Consider the following 16,074-nt stretch of genomic DNA (forward strand, 5'->3'; position numbering starts at 1 on the left):
ATCACCGGCTGAAGCGGCACCGTTGCAGTCGGCGATGTCCCCTGTAACAAGAATGCGACAGTCGGGCGTCCGCCTTGCCCTGTGGCAGCTGCGGGCTGCGCAATCCCAACAATTCCCCCACGCGGTTGTAACGCCCTGGCGCCACCCGACCGCGCCGCACTCCGGCCATCGTCTGCGGCGCGGACCTCCGGCACTTGGCACGGTTGATGCGTGGTTCCGCCGCACCCACCGCGGGAGATCGGCATGGACGGCACCACCCTCATTCGTGGCCTGGCGGCACCGCTGGCGCTGGCCCTGTTGTCGGTCGCCATGAACGCGGCCGGTTCCGGCGCGCGCCAAGCGGTGAAGGCGCAACCGGGCGAAATCGTCCTGTTGCGCGATGTGTCGGCGCGCCCCGCCTACCGGATGGCACCGCCGGGCATGGCGCTGATCGCCGATCCAAAGCCTCAGCGGGAGATCGCCGCTGCGCTTGGCACCCGCACCGGCAGCGGCGAAATGGACGAGCTGAGTGACGAGGACTATGCAGGCATGGGTGCAGGGCATGCCGCTGCGGCCTCGGCACCGGGGGGGACGACGGTCGAGCGGGTCACCCAGCAGGCGCTGGGTGGCACGCTCGGTCGCGGCAGCGAAGGCATGGTCGGCAGCAGTCTCGGCGGCGCCATGAGCGGTCCGCTCGGCGCGGTGGGCAACAGCACACGCGGCATTGGCGATACGGTACGCGGCGCGCTCGCCCAGTTCCCACTGCAGGGTCCGGCCCCGGCAGGTGGCAAGTGAAACGCCCGTACCTGCCGCTGCTGATGCTGGCAATGGCGCCGTCGCATGCACACTGCGACGAGTACAGCGGCATGCTGGCCTATCTGGATGTGGCCCGTATCGAGGGCCACGCACTGGCCGGCGCCAATGGCGCGATCGCGGTGAACCAGGCGGCCGGTGATCTCAACCAGCAGGCCAACCTGCGTGGCATCGCCAGTGGCAAGCGCGCCGATGCGGCCATCAACGCCCAGCAACTGCTGCGCGGCAACCGGGTGCTGTCGGCCGCATTGCACGCACGCGCCGATATCGACGGCGACGCACTCGCGGGCGCCAGTGGCATCGCATCCATCAACCAGGCCAGCGGCATCGCCAACACGACGCTCAACGTCGTCAGCGCGACGCTGGCCCGACAGGGCATACGCGAAACCGACGACTCGGCCTTGGCCGCCGAAGGTTCCGCGTTGGCAGGGGGGCGGGACGACGCCGGTCGCGGCGTTGCGACGGGCACCCGTAGCGTCGGTGTAGCCAGCACCGCGCTGCGGGGATTCGACGGGGTCCTGCAACTCAATCAGATAGCGGGCAGCGGCAACGACACGGCCAATGTGCTGGGCCTGGTCGTGCAGGACCGCCCGTGACAACCACCCAACCGATGCACCACCTGATGAGAGAGAGGGCACCATGAAAGCGACCGTCAAACAGACCATGCTCGCCATGGCGATTGCCACTGCCTCGACCGCCGCTGCGGCCAATGGCTGGGACAACCAGAACGCCAACGCGAACATCAACCACAACCACACCGTCAGCGAAACCCGCAACGACACGCACAACCACACCGACAACGACGTGCGCAACCGCACCGTCAACGTCAATGTGCAGAAGCACAGCAACATCCAGGCCGACGAACGCAAGGAAAAGAACAACCACGGCGTCGACGTGAACCTGGAGAAGGACCTGCGGCTGAGTACCGATATCAACTTCTCCGGCGACCCGAACATCACCGGTGACATCGACCTCGACTCGGCCGCCATCGCAGTGATCGACAACCGCCAGTCGATCAGCAACAACGCCACCAGCAACAGTCTGGTCACCAACAGTGCGTCCATCGGTGACAGCGTGGGTGCCGGCGCATCGGGCAATCTCGGCTTCAACGTGGTCTCCGGCGACAACAATGCCCAGGACAATGCCGCGTCACTGTCCGCTGCCGACGCATCCTTCAGCTTCGGCATGGCCGACGCCGAGGTGTTCGTCAATCAGGCTGGATTCGGCAATGCCACCATGAACTCCGGCGTCACCAACGCCGCAGGCCTGGGCGGCAATGCCTTCGGCGGCGCGTCCGGCAATATCGGCGTGAACATCGCTTCGGGCAACAACAACGAGCAGAAGAACGCGCTCGCGGCCTCGGTAGCAACCACGGCGGTGGCACAATCGAGCATCAGTTCGAACCAGGTCTCCACCGGCAACACCGTCAGTAACGCCGGCTTCGTGCAGTCCTACACGGATACCGTGCAGGTGGGCATGCGTGGCGGTGTCAGCGGCCTGACCCTGGCCTATGGCGCGGGCACCTACCGCGGGACCGGCAACGCCTACCAGATGGCGAACTACTATCTGGATACCTGGAATGGCGAACTGCCACACCCGGGCGGCAACAGCACCGGCCACATCGACCTGGACAACGAAATCCAGAACGCCACGATGAACCCCAACCGGCCGGGGGTTGGCGGCCTGGGCTTCGACACGCGTGAGAGTGGCACCAGCCAGTTCGTCGAACTGGGCGTGGCCGACCTGTATGCCAGCCTCAGCGGCACGGTCAGCACCACGCGCTGGGTGAACGTCAACGCCACCAACACATCGGCATTGTCGGGCAGCGCCTTCTCCGGCGCCTCCGGCAACATCGGCGTGAACGTAGCGTCCGGCACCGGCAACCTGCAGGCCAACAGCCTGGCCCTGGCAGTCGCCCAGCCCAGCACCGGCGGTGGTGGTGGCAGCGGCGAGTAAGCGCAACACCCCGGCCGTCCGCCAATGGCCGGGTTTCCGGGAGCCCCTGTTCCTCCTCCCCCTTGGGACAGGGGCTCCCCCCTGCTGCCGGAGACCGTGATGATCCGTTGCCGTCTTTCGATACGCCTGCTCTCGTGCCTGTTGCTGCTGGCCACTGCTTCTGCGTGGGCGGGCGACGTGCGCTTCAGTGGCGTACTGCCCAATGGCGCGCTGCTGCAGCAGAAGGTGGAGAGCATGCAGGAGCGGCGCTACCGCAACGTGGTACGCCAGCACACCGACTACAGCTGCGGGGCTGCGGCGCTGGCGACCATCCTGCGCCACGCCTACCACCTGGACACCGACGAGGCGACGGTCATCGAAGGGATGATGGGGGTATCCGATCCGGCGCTGGTCGCCGAACGCGGCTTCTCGCTGCTCGACATCAAGCGCTACGTGGAATCACTGGGCATGCGTGGGCGCGGCTACCGCATCGATGAACAACGCCTGCGCACACTGCGCGTTCCCGGCCTGGTGCTGATGGACGTGCGCGGCTTCCGCCATTTCGTGGTGCTCAAGCAGGTCCGGGAGGGCATCGTGGAAGTGGCAGACCCGATCCTCGGCAACCGCAGCCTGGCCCTGGCGGAGTTTCTGGGGGCCTGGCCCTCACGTGCCGTGTTCGTGGTGATCGGCAGTGACTTCGATCGCAACACGGTCTTGCTGCAACCCAACGAACGGCCCAGTGCCCGCGCGCTCTTCGCGCGACAGGGGCCGATCACCGATGCCGAGCTGGTCGACTTCGGCTTCAGCCATGCCGACCTGTTCTGAAGGAGGCTTTGCCATGTTCCGCCGCCCCTTGCTGATGGTCCTGCTGCTGGCAACCCCTGCCCTGCCCCTGCTTGCAGCGGAGGGCGCGCCGGGACGCGGACTGAAGGAAATTCCGGATCCCGAGCTGAACCTGATGCGTGGCCGCTACACCGTAGGCGGAAACACCGTGGCCTGGTTCGGGGTAACCATGGTTTCGCAATGGCAGGCAGGCAACGGCGCCACGCTGCGGGGCGCACTGACGCTGGGCATGGACTTCCGAAGCGGCGGCGCCCCGAAACTGAGCTTCCAGCCCAGCGTGCAAGTGACCGCCGCCGACGCACCGTTGCCGGACACGCGGGGCCGCAGCATCGACAGCACCGGCCTGGCCAACGCCAGTGGGCTGGTGCAGAGCGTGCAGGTAGCCGGCGACGGCAACGTCGCACGCAACGCCACCACGCTGGTGGTGCGCGACGGTGCCGTGCCCGCAGTGACATCCGACGGCGCTCACTCGGCCAGCGCACAGCAGGCCGGTATCAGTGCCAGTGCTGTGCTGGACGGCAACCAGGCACGCCTGATGCTGCAGGTGGACGGCCAGGGACTGGTGCAGCAATGGATACGCAATGGCAGTGTCGGCCAGGGCATTGCCCTGGCCGGTGACGGCCAGGCAGCCAGCAACCAGCTGCGGCTGGAACTGGTGAGGAACACCGCGGGCGGCAACCTGCCGTTGAGCCAGAACGTGGCCCAGGCAATCGCGCTGAACCGTGGCATGGGGCCGGGCCAGTAACACGGCACGGCATTGGGGGACGCGTTCCACATCGCAGGACACGAACATGCACACCCTTCTGAGGATCACCCCGCTGGCGCTGGCGGCGCTGGCGGGCACCGCCCTCGCCGCGCCTCCAGCGGTGGCCGACGACAGCGCGGACGTACAGGCCTTGGCCAACCAGCTGGAGCAGCTCAAGAGCAACTACGCCCAGGAAGTTCGACGATTGCGCGAACTGGACATGCAGGTGCAGGCCATGCAGGCGCGATTGAGTGGCCGGGTTGGAACGACGGGTCCGGCGGCCGCGACTGCGCCGGCAACGGCAGTCGAGCATGGCTCGACGCTACAGGGCGGTGCAGCCGTTCCACCGGGCAGCGAGGGCTACGCCAGCACGGCGGCCGAGGCGCAGCAGGCCAGGCAGGAGTCGCGACGCAGCGTGGATGATGTGAAGCAGCAGCAATCGGCCCTGTTCTCCCGCCGCTTCACCGTCGAGAACAGCCTCACCTACGCCCGCTACGACCGCAAGCAGCTCACCCTCAACGGTTTCCTCGCTCTGGACGCGATCTTCCTCGGCAACATCGCCATCGAGAACGTGGAATCCGATTCGCTCACCTACAACCTGGCCGCACGCTGGGGCGTCAGCCCGAACCTCACGCTCAATCTGGACGTGCCCTACCTGGCACGTCGCACGGTCTACCAGAAAGGTGGGGCGGGCGGCGCAGCCGCTGCCATCGCCCAGGAAGAGACCAACGGCAACGGCCTGGGCGATATCGGCCTGAGCGCCAACTACCGGCTGTTCGGGGAACGTGGCTGGCGGCCCGAGACGGTACTGACGGCAGGCGTGACCGCACCAACCGGCCGCGCGCCCTACGGCCTGGACTGGAAGGTGATCGAGCGCGACGACGATGACTACATCCGCTTCGCCGTGCCGCGCGAACAGCCCACCGGCAACGGCGTATGGCAGGCCAACCTGGGCCTTTCGATGGTCAAGACCGCTGATCCGGCGATCCTGTTCGCCAACATCGGCTACGTGCACTCCATCCCACGCGGGTTCAACGATATCGACAGCAATCCGGATACCGTGAACCCGGGTGATGTGAAGCTGGGCGGCTCGGTGTACTTCGGTGCCGGTGTTGCCTTCGCGTTCAACGAACGCACCAGCCTCAGCCTGTCCTTCAGCGACCGCATCAGCGCCCGTGCCTCGACCCGCTTCCAGGGCGGCAAGTGGACGAAGGTGATCGGCAGTGACGCCAATGCGGCGTCACTGAACCTGGGCGTGACCTACGCGCTGAACCAGCACACCACGCTGGTGACCCTGCTCGGCATCGGCCTGACCCCGGATGCCCCGGACTTCACCCTGGCCTTCAAGATCCCGTACATGCTCTAGACCCCGTGGCCCGGCGACGGCGTGGCTGTGGCCCGCCGTCGTCGATTCCGCCGCATCGGTGCCGATCCGCGCGATGGCACCGCATTGCGCGTCGATTCGGCCGATTCCCGCGGCCACCCCCGTTTCTAGCATGCCCCTGAGCCGGCCATTCCCGGTCGCGCACTCATGCAGGGGCTTCGCATGGCAATCATCACGATAGACAAACGGCTTGGCTGGATCGTCAGCAAGCCCCCGGAGGTCCAGGGCATCGACATCGGCAAGGGCGGTGAAGCGCTGACGGACAACACCTATGGCATCGAGATCGAGTTCTGCACCCATGACAGCGTGATCTTCGCGTTCACCCATATTGTCGCGGGGGTCTTCAACATCACCGGCACCCTGCCATGGAAGCTTGAATCCGATTCCGGCAACGTCTTCGAACTCGTCACGCCACCGCTGCCGTTCGAGACCATCCAGGGCGCCTATGCCTTCAAGGGCCAGCTGGTGGCAATGCTGCAGACGTCGATACAGAGCGCCCGCACGCAGGGAATCAATGCCATTACGCTGGGTGACTGGGCGCTTCAGTTTGGCCCAAAGCTGGTCGAACTTCTCAACACCCACATCAATACACGCCAGCTGAAGCTGCAGCCCGTCGAACTGCAACCCGTCGGCTACTCGAGCTGGGAAAAGGTTAGCGAAGGGCTGAACGTCGGCAATGTGGACGATGGCATCAATATTCCCGCCGCCCTGCTCCGTCACAAGCTACGCGAGCCGGACTGGGAGAGCTATACGCCGGGCATCGTCCTGGCCCGCTGCAGCAAGTTCTGGTCCGAAGGCTACGCCTCGCAGATGAATCTGCCGATGACGCTCAGCGGCTACTTCCTGTACATGATGGACAAGACCCACGACGTGACTTACTCGCACGCTGTCCGGGTGCAGAAGGAGCTGAAGGACAAGAAGAGCGGCCAGAAGCTCACCGCGTGGTACTGGCGGCATGTGCTGCTGCAGGCGTGGTGCCGGTACCAGCCCCTGCTCGGAAAGCACCCAACTGACGAAGACCTGTTCTCTCCCGATGCGATCTCCCGCTCGGCCCTGCTCTACCTGGTGGTCGGCAAGCTGTTGACCGGCGCCCTTGCCGAGCTGGGGGAGACGCCACAGCTCGAGCTGCAACAGCTGGCATGGGATGCCGGCTCCACCCGCGCGATCGACGCCGACGAGCCGGAGGTGATCCACGGCGACTGGGCCGCCTACCACAGCGCGCTGAAGGACCTGACCGGCATCTGGCTGAAGGCATCGCTTCTGGATGTGATGCGTACCCAGAATCTGCAGACCTATTCCTGGGCCGTCACCGAGCTGCCGAGCGTGCTGGCCACGCCGGAAGTGTGGCAGGAGACGCTGCTGGAGTGGAAAGGAATGAAGCGCATCACGGAAATGGGTTCAACCATCGAATGGACCGACCTGGAAGACTTCGCAGAACCCGAACGCAGGGCGGTGCTCTGCGAAAAGATCATCGCCGTTGCCGGCAGCCTGGCCGCGCGCTTGAAGCAGCTGGATCCGGACATACCGGGGCCACCCGATCTGCCCGACGAGACCGAACGACCGTTCCTCGACCGCCGCAACACACCTCCATGGGAAGCTCGCTACGACACCCTGCTGGCCCCCATTCCGCCGCGCGTCAACACGCGCAATGAGTTCACGTACCTGGTCGAGCATCGCAATCACTGAGCCGCCAGCGTGATCCACGCTGCCGGCCTGGCGTTCGCCTCGGCTCGCAGCCCGCCGTTCCCAACAGGAGAAACGACATGCCGCAGGTCTATGCAACCCTTCGCTCAGGCGACCAGTACCTCATCGCACGCAAGCAGATCACCAATGCATGGTGGAGTGGATATGCCGCACCGGTCCTGGTCGCCGAAGCGGCCGCAGCGTTGGTTGCGGTGGCCAATGTGGCCGCCGACCCGCCAGCTGATGCCGATGCGGTCGCTGTGGCCGCCATCAACGCCACGCTCAGCCATGCCGCTCTGGCCGCGAAATCTGCATGGCCGGGACCGATGCCGCTCAACGGCGCAGCCACCCGCGCCGCGATCGATCAGGCGCTCGCGGACGTCAGCAACGCTGGCCAGGCCATCGACCAGTTACAGGCCGCCGTGCCCGTCGTGCTTGCCGCTGTGAACCGTGCTGCGCGCATGGGAGCCAGTCGCTGGCCGCCGGCACGTCCGGGCGTTCCAACGCCGCCCTGGGCCGACCTGGTGATTGCGGGCATGGCCGCATGGCCGATCGCCGACCTGGGGGTGCAGGTGAACACGGCGCTGGATCGCATCCGCAACTGGGCCGGGAGCCGGCCAGCGACACTGGTCAACCAGGCCGGGCAATGGGTATTGCCGGGTGGGCGCATGGGCAACGCAGAACCCGCCGAAGACGCCGCCAGGCGCGAGTTCCAGGAAGAAACCGGTGTCGTGCTCGGCGCGCCCTTCGTGATGGCGTACAACACGGCCTTCCAGACCGCGCCTCAAGGCGCCCGGTTCCATCTGGTGTGTTTCGACGTGCCGGATGACCAGGACATCGCGGCGCTGGCAGCGGACATCAACGCCAACCTGATGGCCCGCCAGGCCTGGCTCGATCGGCCGGTTGCCGGGTCAGTAGTCGATTGGGAGCTGGACGCGGTGCGTATCGTGGCGCAGAACGAGCTGACCGGCTACCTGGGCGCGTATCAGGCCACCCGCATTCCAGACAATTGCCTGCCGGTTCCGTTCCCGCCGCCAGTGGGCGCGGATGCGATCGCGGACTGGGTGGCCGAGCTTCGAGGCTTCGCCGATTCACAGTCCATCGATTGGTACCTGCGAATGGCCCGCTACATCGAACAGCAATAGGCGGCCGACGCGGATGCGGAGAAATCGATGATGCGGCGACGGCACCACCCGCATCACCGCAGCCCTCTTCACACCATTTCCCCCGCATTCTCCGTCGATTCCACCAATCCGCCAGCAGCGCTTGTTTCTACTCTGCATCCACGGTGAAGCACAGGCAGTTACGCACCACGCACCGTGACACTGGATACCACGCACTTCCACCTTTTCGCAGGAGCAGGACATGGCATTTCCAACCGCGGTAAACGACCAGATCACCGATTCGGTCACCCAGGCCAATACCAAGGTGCTGGGTGACGCGCCGGCGGTGGCGGTCGGCAATCTGTACCAGGCCACTGCCCAGGCGCTGGCCAACGCCGCCCACAACGCTACCAACGCCCAGCAGCAGTCCTACGTGACCGCGCAGTCGGCCACCACCATGGGCGTGGCCACGCTGTACTCGATCGATACCGCCACCACCGCGGTGGCCAGCAAGGAAATCCTCAGCACCCGCGTCCGCGGCCTGGGTTCCTGATCCGTCGTTCCGTAGCTGACCCGCCAACCTCAAGGAGCATCACATGGCATTCCCGACCGCTGTCAACGACCAGATCACCGATTCGGTCACCCAGGCCAATACCAAAGTGCTGGGCGACGCCCCCGCCGTGGCGATGGGCAACCTGTACCAGGCCACCGCGCAGGCGCTGGCCAATGCCGCCCACAACGCCACCAACGCCCAGCAGCAGTCCTATGTAACCGCGCAGGCAGCCACGACCATGGGCGTGGCCACGCTGTACTCCATCGATACGGCCACCACTGGCGTGGCCACCAAGCAGATCCTCGGCGCGTGATGCGCCGGCAGGCAAGGAGCTGAGCCATGGCATTTCCCACGGCCGTCAACGACCAGATCACCGATTCAGTCAGCCAGGCCAACCTGCAGGTGCTGGGCGTGGCGCCGGCCACGGCAATGGGCACGCTGTACCAGGCCACCGCGCAGGCGTTGGCCAATGCCGCCCACAACGCGACGCTCGCCCAGCAGCAGATGTATGTCACGGCGCAGGCCGCGACCACGATGGGCGTCGCCCTGCTCTACGCCGTCGATACCGGCGCCACCGGCGCCGCAACCCGGAAGATTCTCGGCTGAGTCCGCTAGCCGCCGGCAATCTCCATTCCTGTAGTGCTGTCCATCCAAGGAGCATTCACCATGGCTTTTCCCACCGCCGTCAACAGTCAGATCACCGACTCGGTCTCGCAGGTCAACACCAAGGTCCTCGGTGATGCGCCGGCGATCGCAATGGGCAACCTGTTCGTGGCCACCAGCCAGGCGCTGTCCAATGCCGCGCACAACGCCACCAACAACCAGCAGCAGTCCTACGTGACCATGCAGGCGTCGACCACCCAGGGGGTATCCACCCTGTATGCGATCGACACCGCCTCCAATGGCGTAGCCACCCGCGAAATCCTGGGCCTGCGCTGACGTGTCGGCCCGGCGTGACATCCACTACCGCGCCCCCGCCCCATGTGGCGTCACGCCGGGCCCCTGATCGATGCCCGCATCGCCTGCCACCGGTTATCTGCTGGACGCTGCCAGCGCCGGCTCCGGGCTGGCGATCGCGCTGGCACCCTCGTTCGCGATGTCGGCCACCTACCTCGCGATGGCCGACAGTCTCGGCCTGGCCATGCAGAACGCCGTCGCCAACCAGCAACGCGGCCAAGTGACCGCCGGCGCAAGCCTGGCCCAGGTCCTGGCCCTGATCATCCAGAAGGGAGCCGTTCCGTCATGAGCAGTGATAACACCGTCAACAGCCAGATCGTCGACAGCGTCGCCGCCGCCTCCACCCTGTTGGTAGGCCAGGCGCCGGCGCAGGCCTTCGGCATGCTCGACATGGTGATGCTGGAGACGCTGGGCACGGCCATGCACAACGCGGTCGCGCGCCAGCAGGGCGCCGGCATGGTCAGCTCGGCCGCGGTCACCGCTGCCTGCGCGAAGATGATCAACGCGCCGTGGCCGGTGCCACCACCGGCTCCGCCACCGCCCACCCCACCGCCGCCGAACGTGATCCCGCTACCCGGTCCGGTGCCGCCCCCACCTCCGCCAGCGGCCGTGATCGCCGCGGCCACCGCAGAAGGAAAGACCGCCATCAGCGTCCTGCAGGCACAGACCCACGGTGCCACTGCCGACGCTGCGGCCGCCACCGCCAGCCTGCATACGCTCGAACAGCTTGCAGGCAACGGCGCGGCGCAAGCGCCCGGTCCTGCGCCCGACTCCACGCCTGGTCCGGAACCGGCAGCGGGTCCCGCCCAGGACCCCACGCCCGACTCCCCCTCCACCCCGGCCACCGACGGTACCGACCCGGCGCCGTGACCCCGTAGCGGCCGCCGACCGCCGCACCCGCCCATCAAGGAGCCCGTATGGACCCGAGCAACGTCAACGCCCAGGTCATCGATGTGATCAACCAGGTGCAGACGGCCACCATGGCCACAACCGTGGTGAAGACCAGCGGTGCCGGCAAGGCCTACCAGTCGGTCGCGCAGTCCGCGGCGATCGCCGTGCAGGATGCCGCCGACGCGCTGCGCAACGTCTCCACCATCGCCACCACCGCCGCCGGTGTGGCCATGGCCCAGTACCTGGCGACGGGGGACGAGAAGTATGCGAGGGTGCTCACCCAGGCGCAGACCATGATGCAGGGCGCCACCGACGACTTCACCCGCGTCGGCAGTGCGGCTGCGACCGTCCTCAAGGATTTTCCGGCCACGTGAGGCCGCCAGGAGAGCCACGCATGAGCGTTTTCATTGACGGTCGTTCCATCCCCCATCCCGGCCAGCTTGGTTCACGCACCCGACGCGTGCTGCCCTTCATCGACGGCGGCCAGTACTGGCTGCAGTGGGCCATCGATTCGCACGAGCACCGCTACGGGTTCAGCGACGAAGGCATGATGCTCGACGGTGTGCAGCAGGGCCTGCATGGTTCGCGCATGACCTGGCTGCCGAACGCCGGCGTGCAGGTCAGCCCGGTCAAGCTGCTCAGCCTGAACAATGACGAGCTGGACGCACTGCGCCAGCTCGAAGCGGGCCAGCCCAGCAACCTGCTGAGCCATGAGGTGCAGGGCGTGCTGGCCCGCCACAGCCTGCTCAGCAACCAGGCACTGGGCGCGTATCGTGCCTTCCTCGTCGCAGTCGGCGCCGGCGATGCACCGTTGCTGCAGCAGCTGGACTTCCGCGAGTCGCTGGCGCTGTGCCAGCTGGCCAGCGAGCAGGGCGGCCAGGGACACGCCTCCGAGATGCAGGCCGAGGCAGCCCGCTTCGCGTTGCTGCATGCACGCAGGCCGATCGAGTTCGCCGACTACTTCCGTTTCTACCAGCGCTCGCATCCCACCGGCTCCAGCAGCGAGTTGCGCCTTGAACGTGCAACCCATGCCCTGCAGACCCTGTTGCCGATGCTGTTCGGTTACCTCGACGGCCCCCAGCTCCCGCACCTGCCGTCGCCGGACCAGGTGCGCGCGGCGATGGTCGAGACATTGGCGGCGAACCGCCAGATCGGCTACGCCCGCATCTCGCTGGCCGCCCAGCAGGTCGCCCAGTTCATGAGCGATGGCAGCGGCGTACCCCTGGACGGCGAGCGCCTGCGCGAGGCCGCGCGCCGGCAGCTGCGCAGCGCGCAGGAGTTCCTCGACAGTCACCCGGTCTCGCACGGCCGGCTTGGCCAGGATGGTGCCAGCGTCCAGTTTGCCATCGACGGCTCGAAGGAACAGGCGGTCATCCAGGTGGAAGACAACGTCATCAGCCTTCTCGACTACCGCCGCATCCGTCGTTTCGCCGAGGATGAGGCCGAGATCGGCTACCAGGCGGATGCGGTATGAGCTGGGAATCCTCCGCCGCCGGGCCTGATCAAGGTCCGCAGGCGACGACGGCAGCACTGGGATCGGCTGCCGGCGTGGCAGTCGCTGCCGGGCGCGTGGCCGCACGGCAGCAGGCCCAACAGATCCTGGCCGATGCCCAGGCGGCATTGCGCCATATCCTGGGGGACCGCAACGGCGGTCCCCCATCCCCAGCCCCAGAAGGAGTTCCAGCGATGACCTTCCCGATCCCGCCCTCTCCGTTCCCCACACCGGACCATCCCGGCGGCAAGACCCCCATGCAGATCGCGCAGGAGCTGGCCGATGCGGCAATGGCCGCCAGCGAGGAAGGCATCTGCGCGGCAATGGCGGTGTCGCAGCAGGCAGTCGAGGCTGCCAGCCACGCGGCGCGACTTGCCGACGAGGCCGCCGAAGAAGCGGTGCGCCGCGCGACCGAAGCGAGCGCCAGGTAGCGCCCGCTGCGGCGATGACCAGCCCCGGCCAGGCCCGCGCCTGCGCCGGGGTTTTTCATTGCTCCGTCGTGCGGCGATAGCTGCGCGGGCTGACCCCGACCACGCGCCGGAAACTCTTCTCGAAATGACTCAGGTCGCCGAAGCCGACCTGCAGCGCGACATCGGTGATGCGCAGGCGCTGGCCACCGCGCAGCAGTTGCTTGGCGTGTTCGATGCGCAGCTGCTGCAGCAGCAGCTTGAAGGTGGTGCCCAGTTCGCTGCGGAACAGGAAGCCCAGGTGTGACTGGCTGACATGCGCCTGGCGAGCCAGGTCACCCAGCGTCACCGGTTCGGCGGCGTGATCCTTCAGGTAAGCCAGCGCACGTTTGAGGCCCTCGTGCAGGCCCTCGCGTGAAGCAGCCGCGGGGTCCGTCGCAGCCGGTTCCGGCACAGGCGCCGGCACGCCCGCCAGCGGATCGTCCGCACGCCGCAGAGGCATCTCGCTGCCGGCAGGACCGGTGCAGGCCAGCTTCAACCCTGGTGCATGGCGCAGCACGTCCTCGCGGCGGATGTTGCGGCCACCCGTCATCACCGCAAGACGGACCACCACACGCTCCATCTCCAGAAGATTGCCCGGCCAGTCATGGCCGCGCAGCGCTTCCAGCACGTCTTCACTGATGACCTGCGGGTTGAACCCATGCAGCTGCAGCGAACGCGCCACCAGCGCATCGACGTCCTCGCTGCGCTCGCGCAGCGGGGGAATGTCCACGGTCAGGAACTCCAGCCCGGCCAGCAGTGCGCGCGAGAACTGGCGTTCCCGCACGCGCTGCTCCAGGTCGGCACTGGTCGAGGCGATGACCCGGATCGCGCGCGCAGAACCGGCGTCGGTCGAGGCTGGCTGCAGGCCGCGAATGCAATGCGAGAGTTGCGCCTGCAGCGGCACCGGAAGCTCGTCCACCTCATGGAAGTACACGGTTCCGCCACGGGCCCGGTCGAACCAGTCGGCGGGTCCTTCCTGCGGATGGGCGCAGTTGACCTCGACGAAGGGTCCGCGCCGGCGCGGGCCGCAACTGTGCAGGGCAGCGGCCAGCTCCATCTTCTCGGTGCCGAACTCGCCACGCAGCAGCACCGGCAGCCGGCTGGCGGCGGCGCGCTCGACGAACTCCTCCATCCGCTTCAGCGCGTCGCAGGCACCCACCAGCAGCAACGACCGGCTGAGCGTCTGCTCCGCCCAGGCCTGCGCCTCGTAGCGTTTGATCAGGTGCGCGCAACGGTGTGCGAACACCTCGCCCAGCGCCAGCGCACTGCTGTCCAGATCACCGGCGTCCCCTTCCAGTTGCAGCTCACCCAGTACTTCGCCGCCATAGCGGATCGGCAAGCGCTGGCTGCCGCCGCGCGCCCGCGTACCGCCCGCGTCGTGGCCTGCTTCCGACGCGTTGGCGCCAGGGCCGCGCAGATGGACGCGACCTCCGCGCAATGCATGGTGCTGCGAGAACTCCTTGACGAACGCACCCAGCAGGTCGGGCAAGGACCGGTAGGGTTGATAGGCGCGCTGCAACATCTCACTGACTTGCCTGTGCATTGAAACTCCCCTTGCGAATGGCGCCCCGGTGCTTCTGCACCAGGCGATCGCGCAATGCGTAGCGTCTGGCTTCATTGCGTGATGCTGCGATGCCTACGCCGCGCTTCGCGCCAGCCGCTGCACGCACAGATCAACGCGCACGCTGTCCGCCCCCATGCACCCAGGGGGTCGCCGTCGGTGGGTCGACGATGCGGACGTCGGACGGATCAGGAGCCCGCCGGCGTCTTCACAGCGCCGGCGTTTCCGATTATCGAATCGGAGTTTCAAGAGAAACATGATGATAATCACGTGAATATCCATGGCATCCAGGCGCCTTCACGCCTCACAGGTTGCCGCACCGGCAGGAAGCACCCTTTTTCACAGGCTCTGGCGCGGCCCAGCGATGTCTGCTCAGCGCGCAGTATTCCGCCCCTGTCCTGCACCGGGAACGGACCACATAATCCGCTCCCCCGATCAAGGAGATTCAATACATGGAACACACCACCCCGGCGGCCCCGAAGAGCCATCTGATGTGGGCGATCCTGAGCATCTTCGGTGGCTTCTGGCCCTTCGGCATCGTCGCCACGGTCTACGCCAACCGCACCTCCTCGTTGCTCGCCGCCGGCCAGATCGGCCCGGCCACGGTGGCATCGCGCAAGGCGCTGCACTGGATGATCGCCTCCTTCGTCACACTGCCGCTGTGCGTCCTGCTGCTGGTGGGCTACGCACTGATCCTGCGTGCGGGCACCTGAGCCACAGGGCGCCCATCTGCGTCATGATGGGCGCCCTGTCCAGATCTGGAGTCGGCCATGCCCGTTGGATTCATCGGCCTGGGCGTGATGGGAACGCCGATGGCGGCGCATCTGGTGCATGCCGGCCACATCGTGCGTGGCTGGTCGCGCTCCGACCGCAACCATGCTGCCGCGCGCACCGCCGGCATCGACGTCTGCGGGGCAGTGGACGAGGTATTCGCGGCCTGCGACACCCTCATCCTGATGCTGGCCAATGACGATGCCATCGACAGCGTGCTCGATCGGCATGGTGCGGCGTTCGGCGAGCGGGTCGAGGGCCGCCTGCTGATCAACATGGGCACCAGCTCGGCAGCGTACTCGCAGGCGCTGGACGAGCAGATCCGTGCCGCGGGCGGCCGCTACGTGGAAGCGCCGGTATCCGGCTCACGGGTGCAGGCCGAAGCGGCGCAGCTGGTGATCCTGCTGGCCGGTGCGGATGCCGACCTCGCGGCGGCCGCCCCACTGGTTGCACCGATGGGCAGGCAAACGGTGTGCTGTGGTGCAGTGCCGTCCGCGCTGCGCATGAAACTGGCGGTGAACCTGTACCTGATCACTCTGGTCACCGGCCTGGCCGAAGCGGTGCACTTCGCCGAAGCCCACGGCATCGAGCTGGACCGCTTCGCGCAGGTGCTCAACGCAGGACCGATGGCCAGCGAAGTTTCCCGCATCAAGCTGGACAAGATGGTCCGTGGTGACTTCACCCCGCAGGCGTCGATCACCGACGTGCGCAAGAACAGTGGGCTGGTGGCTGCTGCCGCCCATGAGGTGGGCATGCATGCGCCCTTGATCGACGCCAGCGATGCGCTGTTCGCACAGGCACTTGCGTCCGGGTCGGGGGCGCTGGACATGGCTGCCGTGCTGCAGGCTGTACGGGCCGGGCCAACCGGCCCTGGCCGGCGCTGATCCGGATTCATGTTCCGGCACTACTGCTGCC

Annotated in this window: 20 protein-coding genes; 19 read left to right on the forward strand and 1 reads right to left on the reverse strand. The window is 66.9% G+C overall.

Features of this window, described 5'->3' with window-relative positions; all coding sequences use genetic code 11:
• Window positions 1-243 precede the first annotated feature (243 nt).
• From ACZK4H_RS11490 to ACZK4H_RS11570, 17 genes are all read left to right on the forward strand, one after another.
• Window positions 244-774, forward strand: coding sequence for a hypothetical protein (locus tag ACZK4H_RS11490; RefSeq protein WP_099552133.1), 531 nt, complete (start codon window positions 244-246; stop codon window positions 772-774).
• A gap of 23 nt (window positions 775-797) precedes the next feature.
• Complete coding sequence (locus tag ACZK4H_RS11495; RefSeq protein WP_099552285.1) at window positions 798-1,388, forward strand: hypothetical protein; 591 nt, start codon at window positions 798-800, stop codon at window positions 1,386-1,388.
• A 43-nt stretch (window positions 1,389-1,431) separates the two neighbouring features.
• Window positions 1,432-2,748 (forward strand): adhesin, encoded by a 1,317-nt coding sequence (locus ACZK4H_RS11500; protein ID WP_099552132.1) that lies wholly within the window; start codon window positions 1,432-1,434, stop codon window positions 2,746-2,748.
• A gap of 99 nt (window positions 2,749-2,847) precedes the next feature.
• Window positions 2,848-3,552 (forward strand): C39 family peptidase, encoded by a 705-nt coding sequence (locus ACZK4H_RS11505; RefSeq protein WP_099552131.1) that lies wholly within the window; start codon window positions 2,848-2,850, stop codon window positions 3,550-3,552.
• A 13-nt stretch (window positions 3,553-3,565) separates the two neighbouring features.
• Window positions 3,566-4,315 (forward strand): hypothetical protein, encoded by a 750-nt coding sequence (locus tag ACZK4H_RS11510; RefSeq protein ID WP_099552130.1) that lies wholly within the window; start codon window positions 3,566-3,568, stop codon window positions 4,313-4,315.
• Between the two features lie 46 nt (window positions 4,316-4,361).
• On the forward strand, window positions 4,362-5,681 hold the full coding sequence (locus ACZK4H_RS11515) for a transporter (protein ID WP_099552129.1): 1,320 nt from the start codon (window positions 4,362-4,364) through the stop codon (window positions 5,679-5,681).
• A gap of 180 nt (window positions 5,682-5,861) precedes the next feature.
• A complete protein-coding gene (locus ACZK4H_RS11520) occupies window positions 5,862-7,385 on the forward strand; it encodes a hypothetical protein (protein WP_099552128.1) in 1,524 nt (507 codons plus the stop codon).
• A 77-nt stretch (window positions 7,386-7,462) separates the two neighbouring features.
• Window positions 7,463-8,527, forward strand: a complete 1,065-nt coding sequence (locus ACZK4H_RS11525; RefSeq protein ID WP_099552127.1) for an NUDIX domain-containing protein — start codon at window positions 7,463-7,465, stop codon at window positions 8,525-8,527.
• A 220-nt stretch (window positions 8,528-8,747) separates the two neighbouring features.
• Window positions 8,748-9,038, forward strand: coding sequence for a RebB family R body protein (locus tag ACZK4H_RS11530; protein WP_005416648.1), 291 nt, complete (start codon window positions 8,748-8,750; stop codon window positions 9,036-9,038).
• A 43-nt stretch (window positions 9,039-9,081) separates the two neighbouring features.
• On the forward strand, window positions 9,082-9,351 hold the full coding sequence (locus ACZK4H_RS11535; RefSeq protein ID WP_005416649.1) for a RebB family R body protein: 270 nt from the start codon (window positions 9,082-9,084) through the stop codon (window positions 9,349-9,351).
• A gap of 26 nt (window positions 9,352-9,377) precedes the next feature.
• Window positions 9,378-9,644: a RebB family R body protein gene (locus ACZK4H_RS11540; protein WP_006446865.1), complete on the forward strand. Its 267-nt coding sequence runs from the start codon at window positions 9,378-9,380 to the stop codon at window positions 9,642-9,644.
• A gap of 60 nt (window positions 9,645-9,704) precedes the next feature.
• Entirely contained in the window at window positions 9,705-9,977 is a 273-nt protein-coding gene (locus ACZK4H_RS11545; protein ID WP_005416651.1) for a RebB family R body protein, read from the forward strand.
• Window positions 9,978-10,047: 70 nt separating this feature from the next.
• Window positions 10,048-10,284, forward strand: a complete 237-nt coding sequence (locus tag ACZK4H_RS11550; RefSeq protein WP_053511975.1) for a RebB family R body protein — start codon at window positions 10,048-10,050, stop codon at window positions 10,282-10,284.
• On the forward strand, window positions 10,281-10,865 hold the full coding sequence (locus ACZK4H_RS11555) for a RebB family R body protein (protein ID WP_142806017.1): 585 nt from the start codon (window positions 10,281-10,283) through the stop codon (window positions 10,863-10,865). The genes ACZK4H_RS11550 and ACZK4H_RS11555 overlap by 4 nt, the downstream gene beginning before the upstream one ends.
• Before the next feature lie 47 nt (window positions 10,866-10,912).
• Entirely contained in the window at window positions 10,913-11,260 is a 348-nt protein-coding gene (locus ACZK4H_RS11560) for a hypothetical protein (protein ID WP_099551024.1), read from the forward strand.
• Between the two features lie 20 nt (window positions 11,261-11,280).
• Window positions 11,281-12,360: a hypothetical protein gene (locus tag ACZK4H_RS11565; protein WP_099551025.1), complete on the forward strand. Its 1,080-nt coding sequence runs from the start codon at window positions 11,281-11,283 to the stop codon at window positions 12,358-12,360.
• A gap of 212 nt (window positions 12,361-12,572) precedes the next feature.
• The gene (locus ACZK4H_RS11570) at window positions 12,573-12,809 is read left to right on the forward strand and encodes a hypothetical protein (RefSeq protein ID WP_099551026.1); all 237 of its coding nucleotides are present in this window, start codon (window positions 12,573-12,575) and stop codon (window positions 12,807-12,809) included.
• Between the two features lie 55 nt (window positions 12,810-12,864).
• On the opposite strand, the gene ACZK4H_RS11575 is transcribed toward ACZK4H_RS11570, so the two are convergent.
• On the reverse strand, window positions 12,865-14,370 hold the full coding sequence (locus ACZK4H_RS11575) for a helix-turn-helix domain-containing protein (protein WP_099551027.1): 1,506 nt from the start codon (window positions 14,368-14,370) through the stop codon (window positions 12,865-12,867).
• A 470-nt stretch (window positions 14,371-14,840) separates the two neighbouring features.
• On the opposite strand from ACZK4H_RS11575, the gene ACZK4H_RS11580 reads away from it, so the two are divergent.
• Both ACZK4H_RS11580 and ACZK4H_RS11585 read left to right on the forward strand, forming a co-directional pair.
• A complete protein-coding gene (locus ACZK4H_RS11580) occupies window positions 14,841-15,101 on the forward strand; it encodes a CD225/dispanin family protein (RefSeq protein WP_099551028.1) in 261 nt (86 codons plus the stop codon).
• A 57-nt stretch (window positions 15,102-15,158) separates the two neighbouring features.
• Window positions 15,159-16,043, forward strand: a complete 885-nt coding sequence (locus ACZK4H_RS11585) for an NAD(P)-dependent oxidoreductase (protein ID WP_099551029.1) — start codon at window positions 15,159-15,161, stop codon at window positions 16,041-16,043.
• Window positions 16,044-16,074: the final 31 nt, after the last annotated feature.

The sequence above is a fragment of the Stenotrophomonas sp. 78350_Sma genome (genome assembly GCF_056482105.1).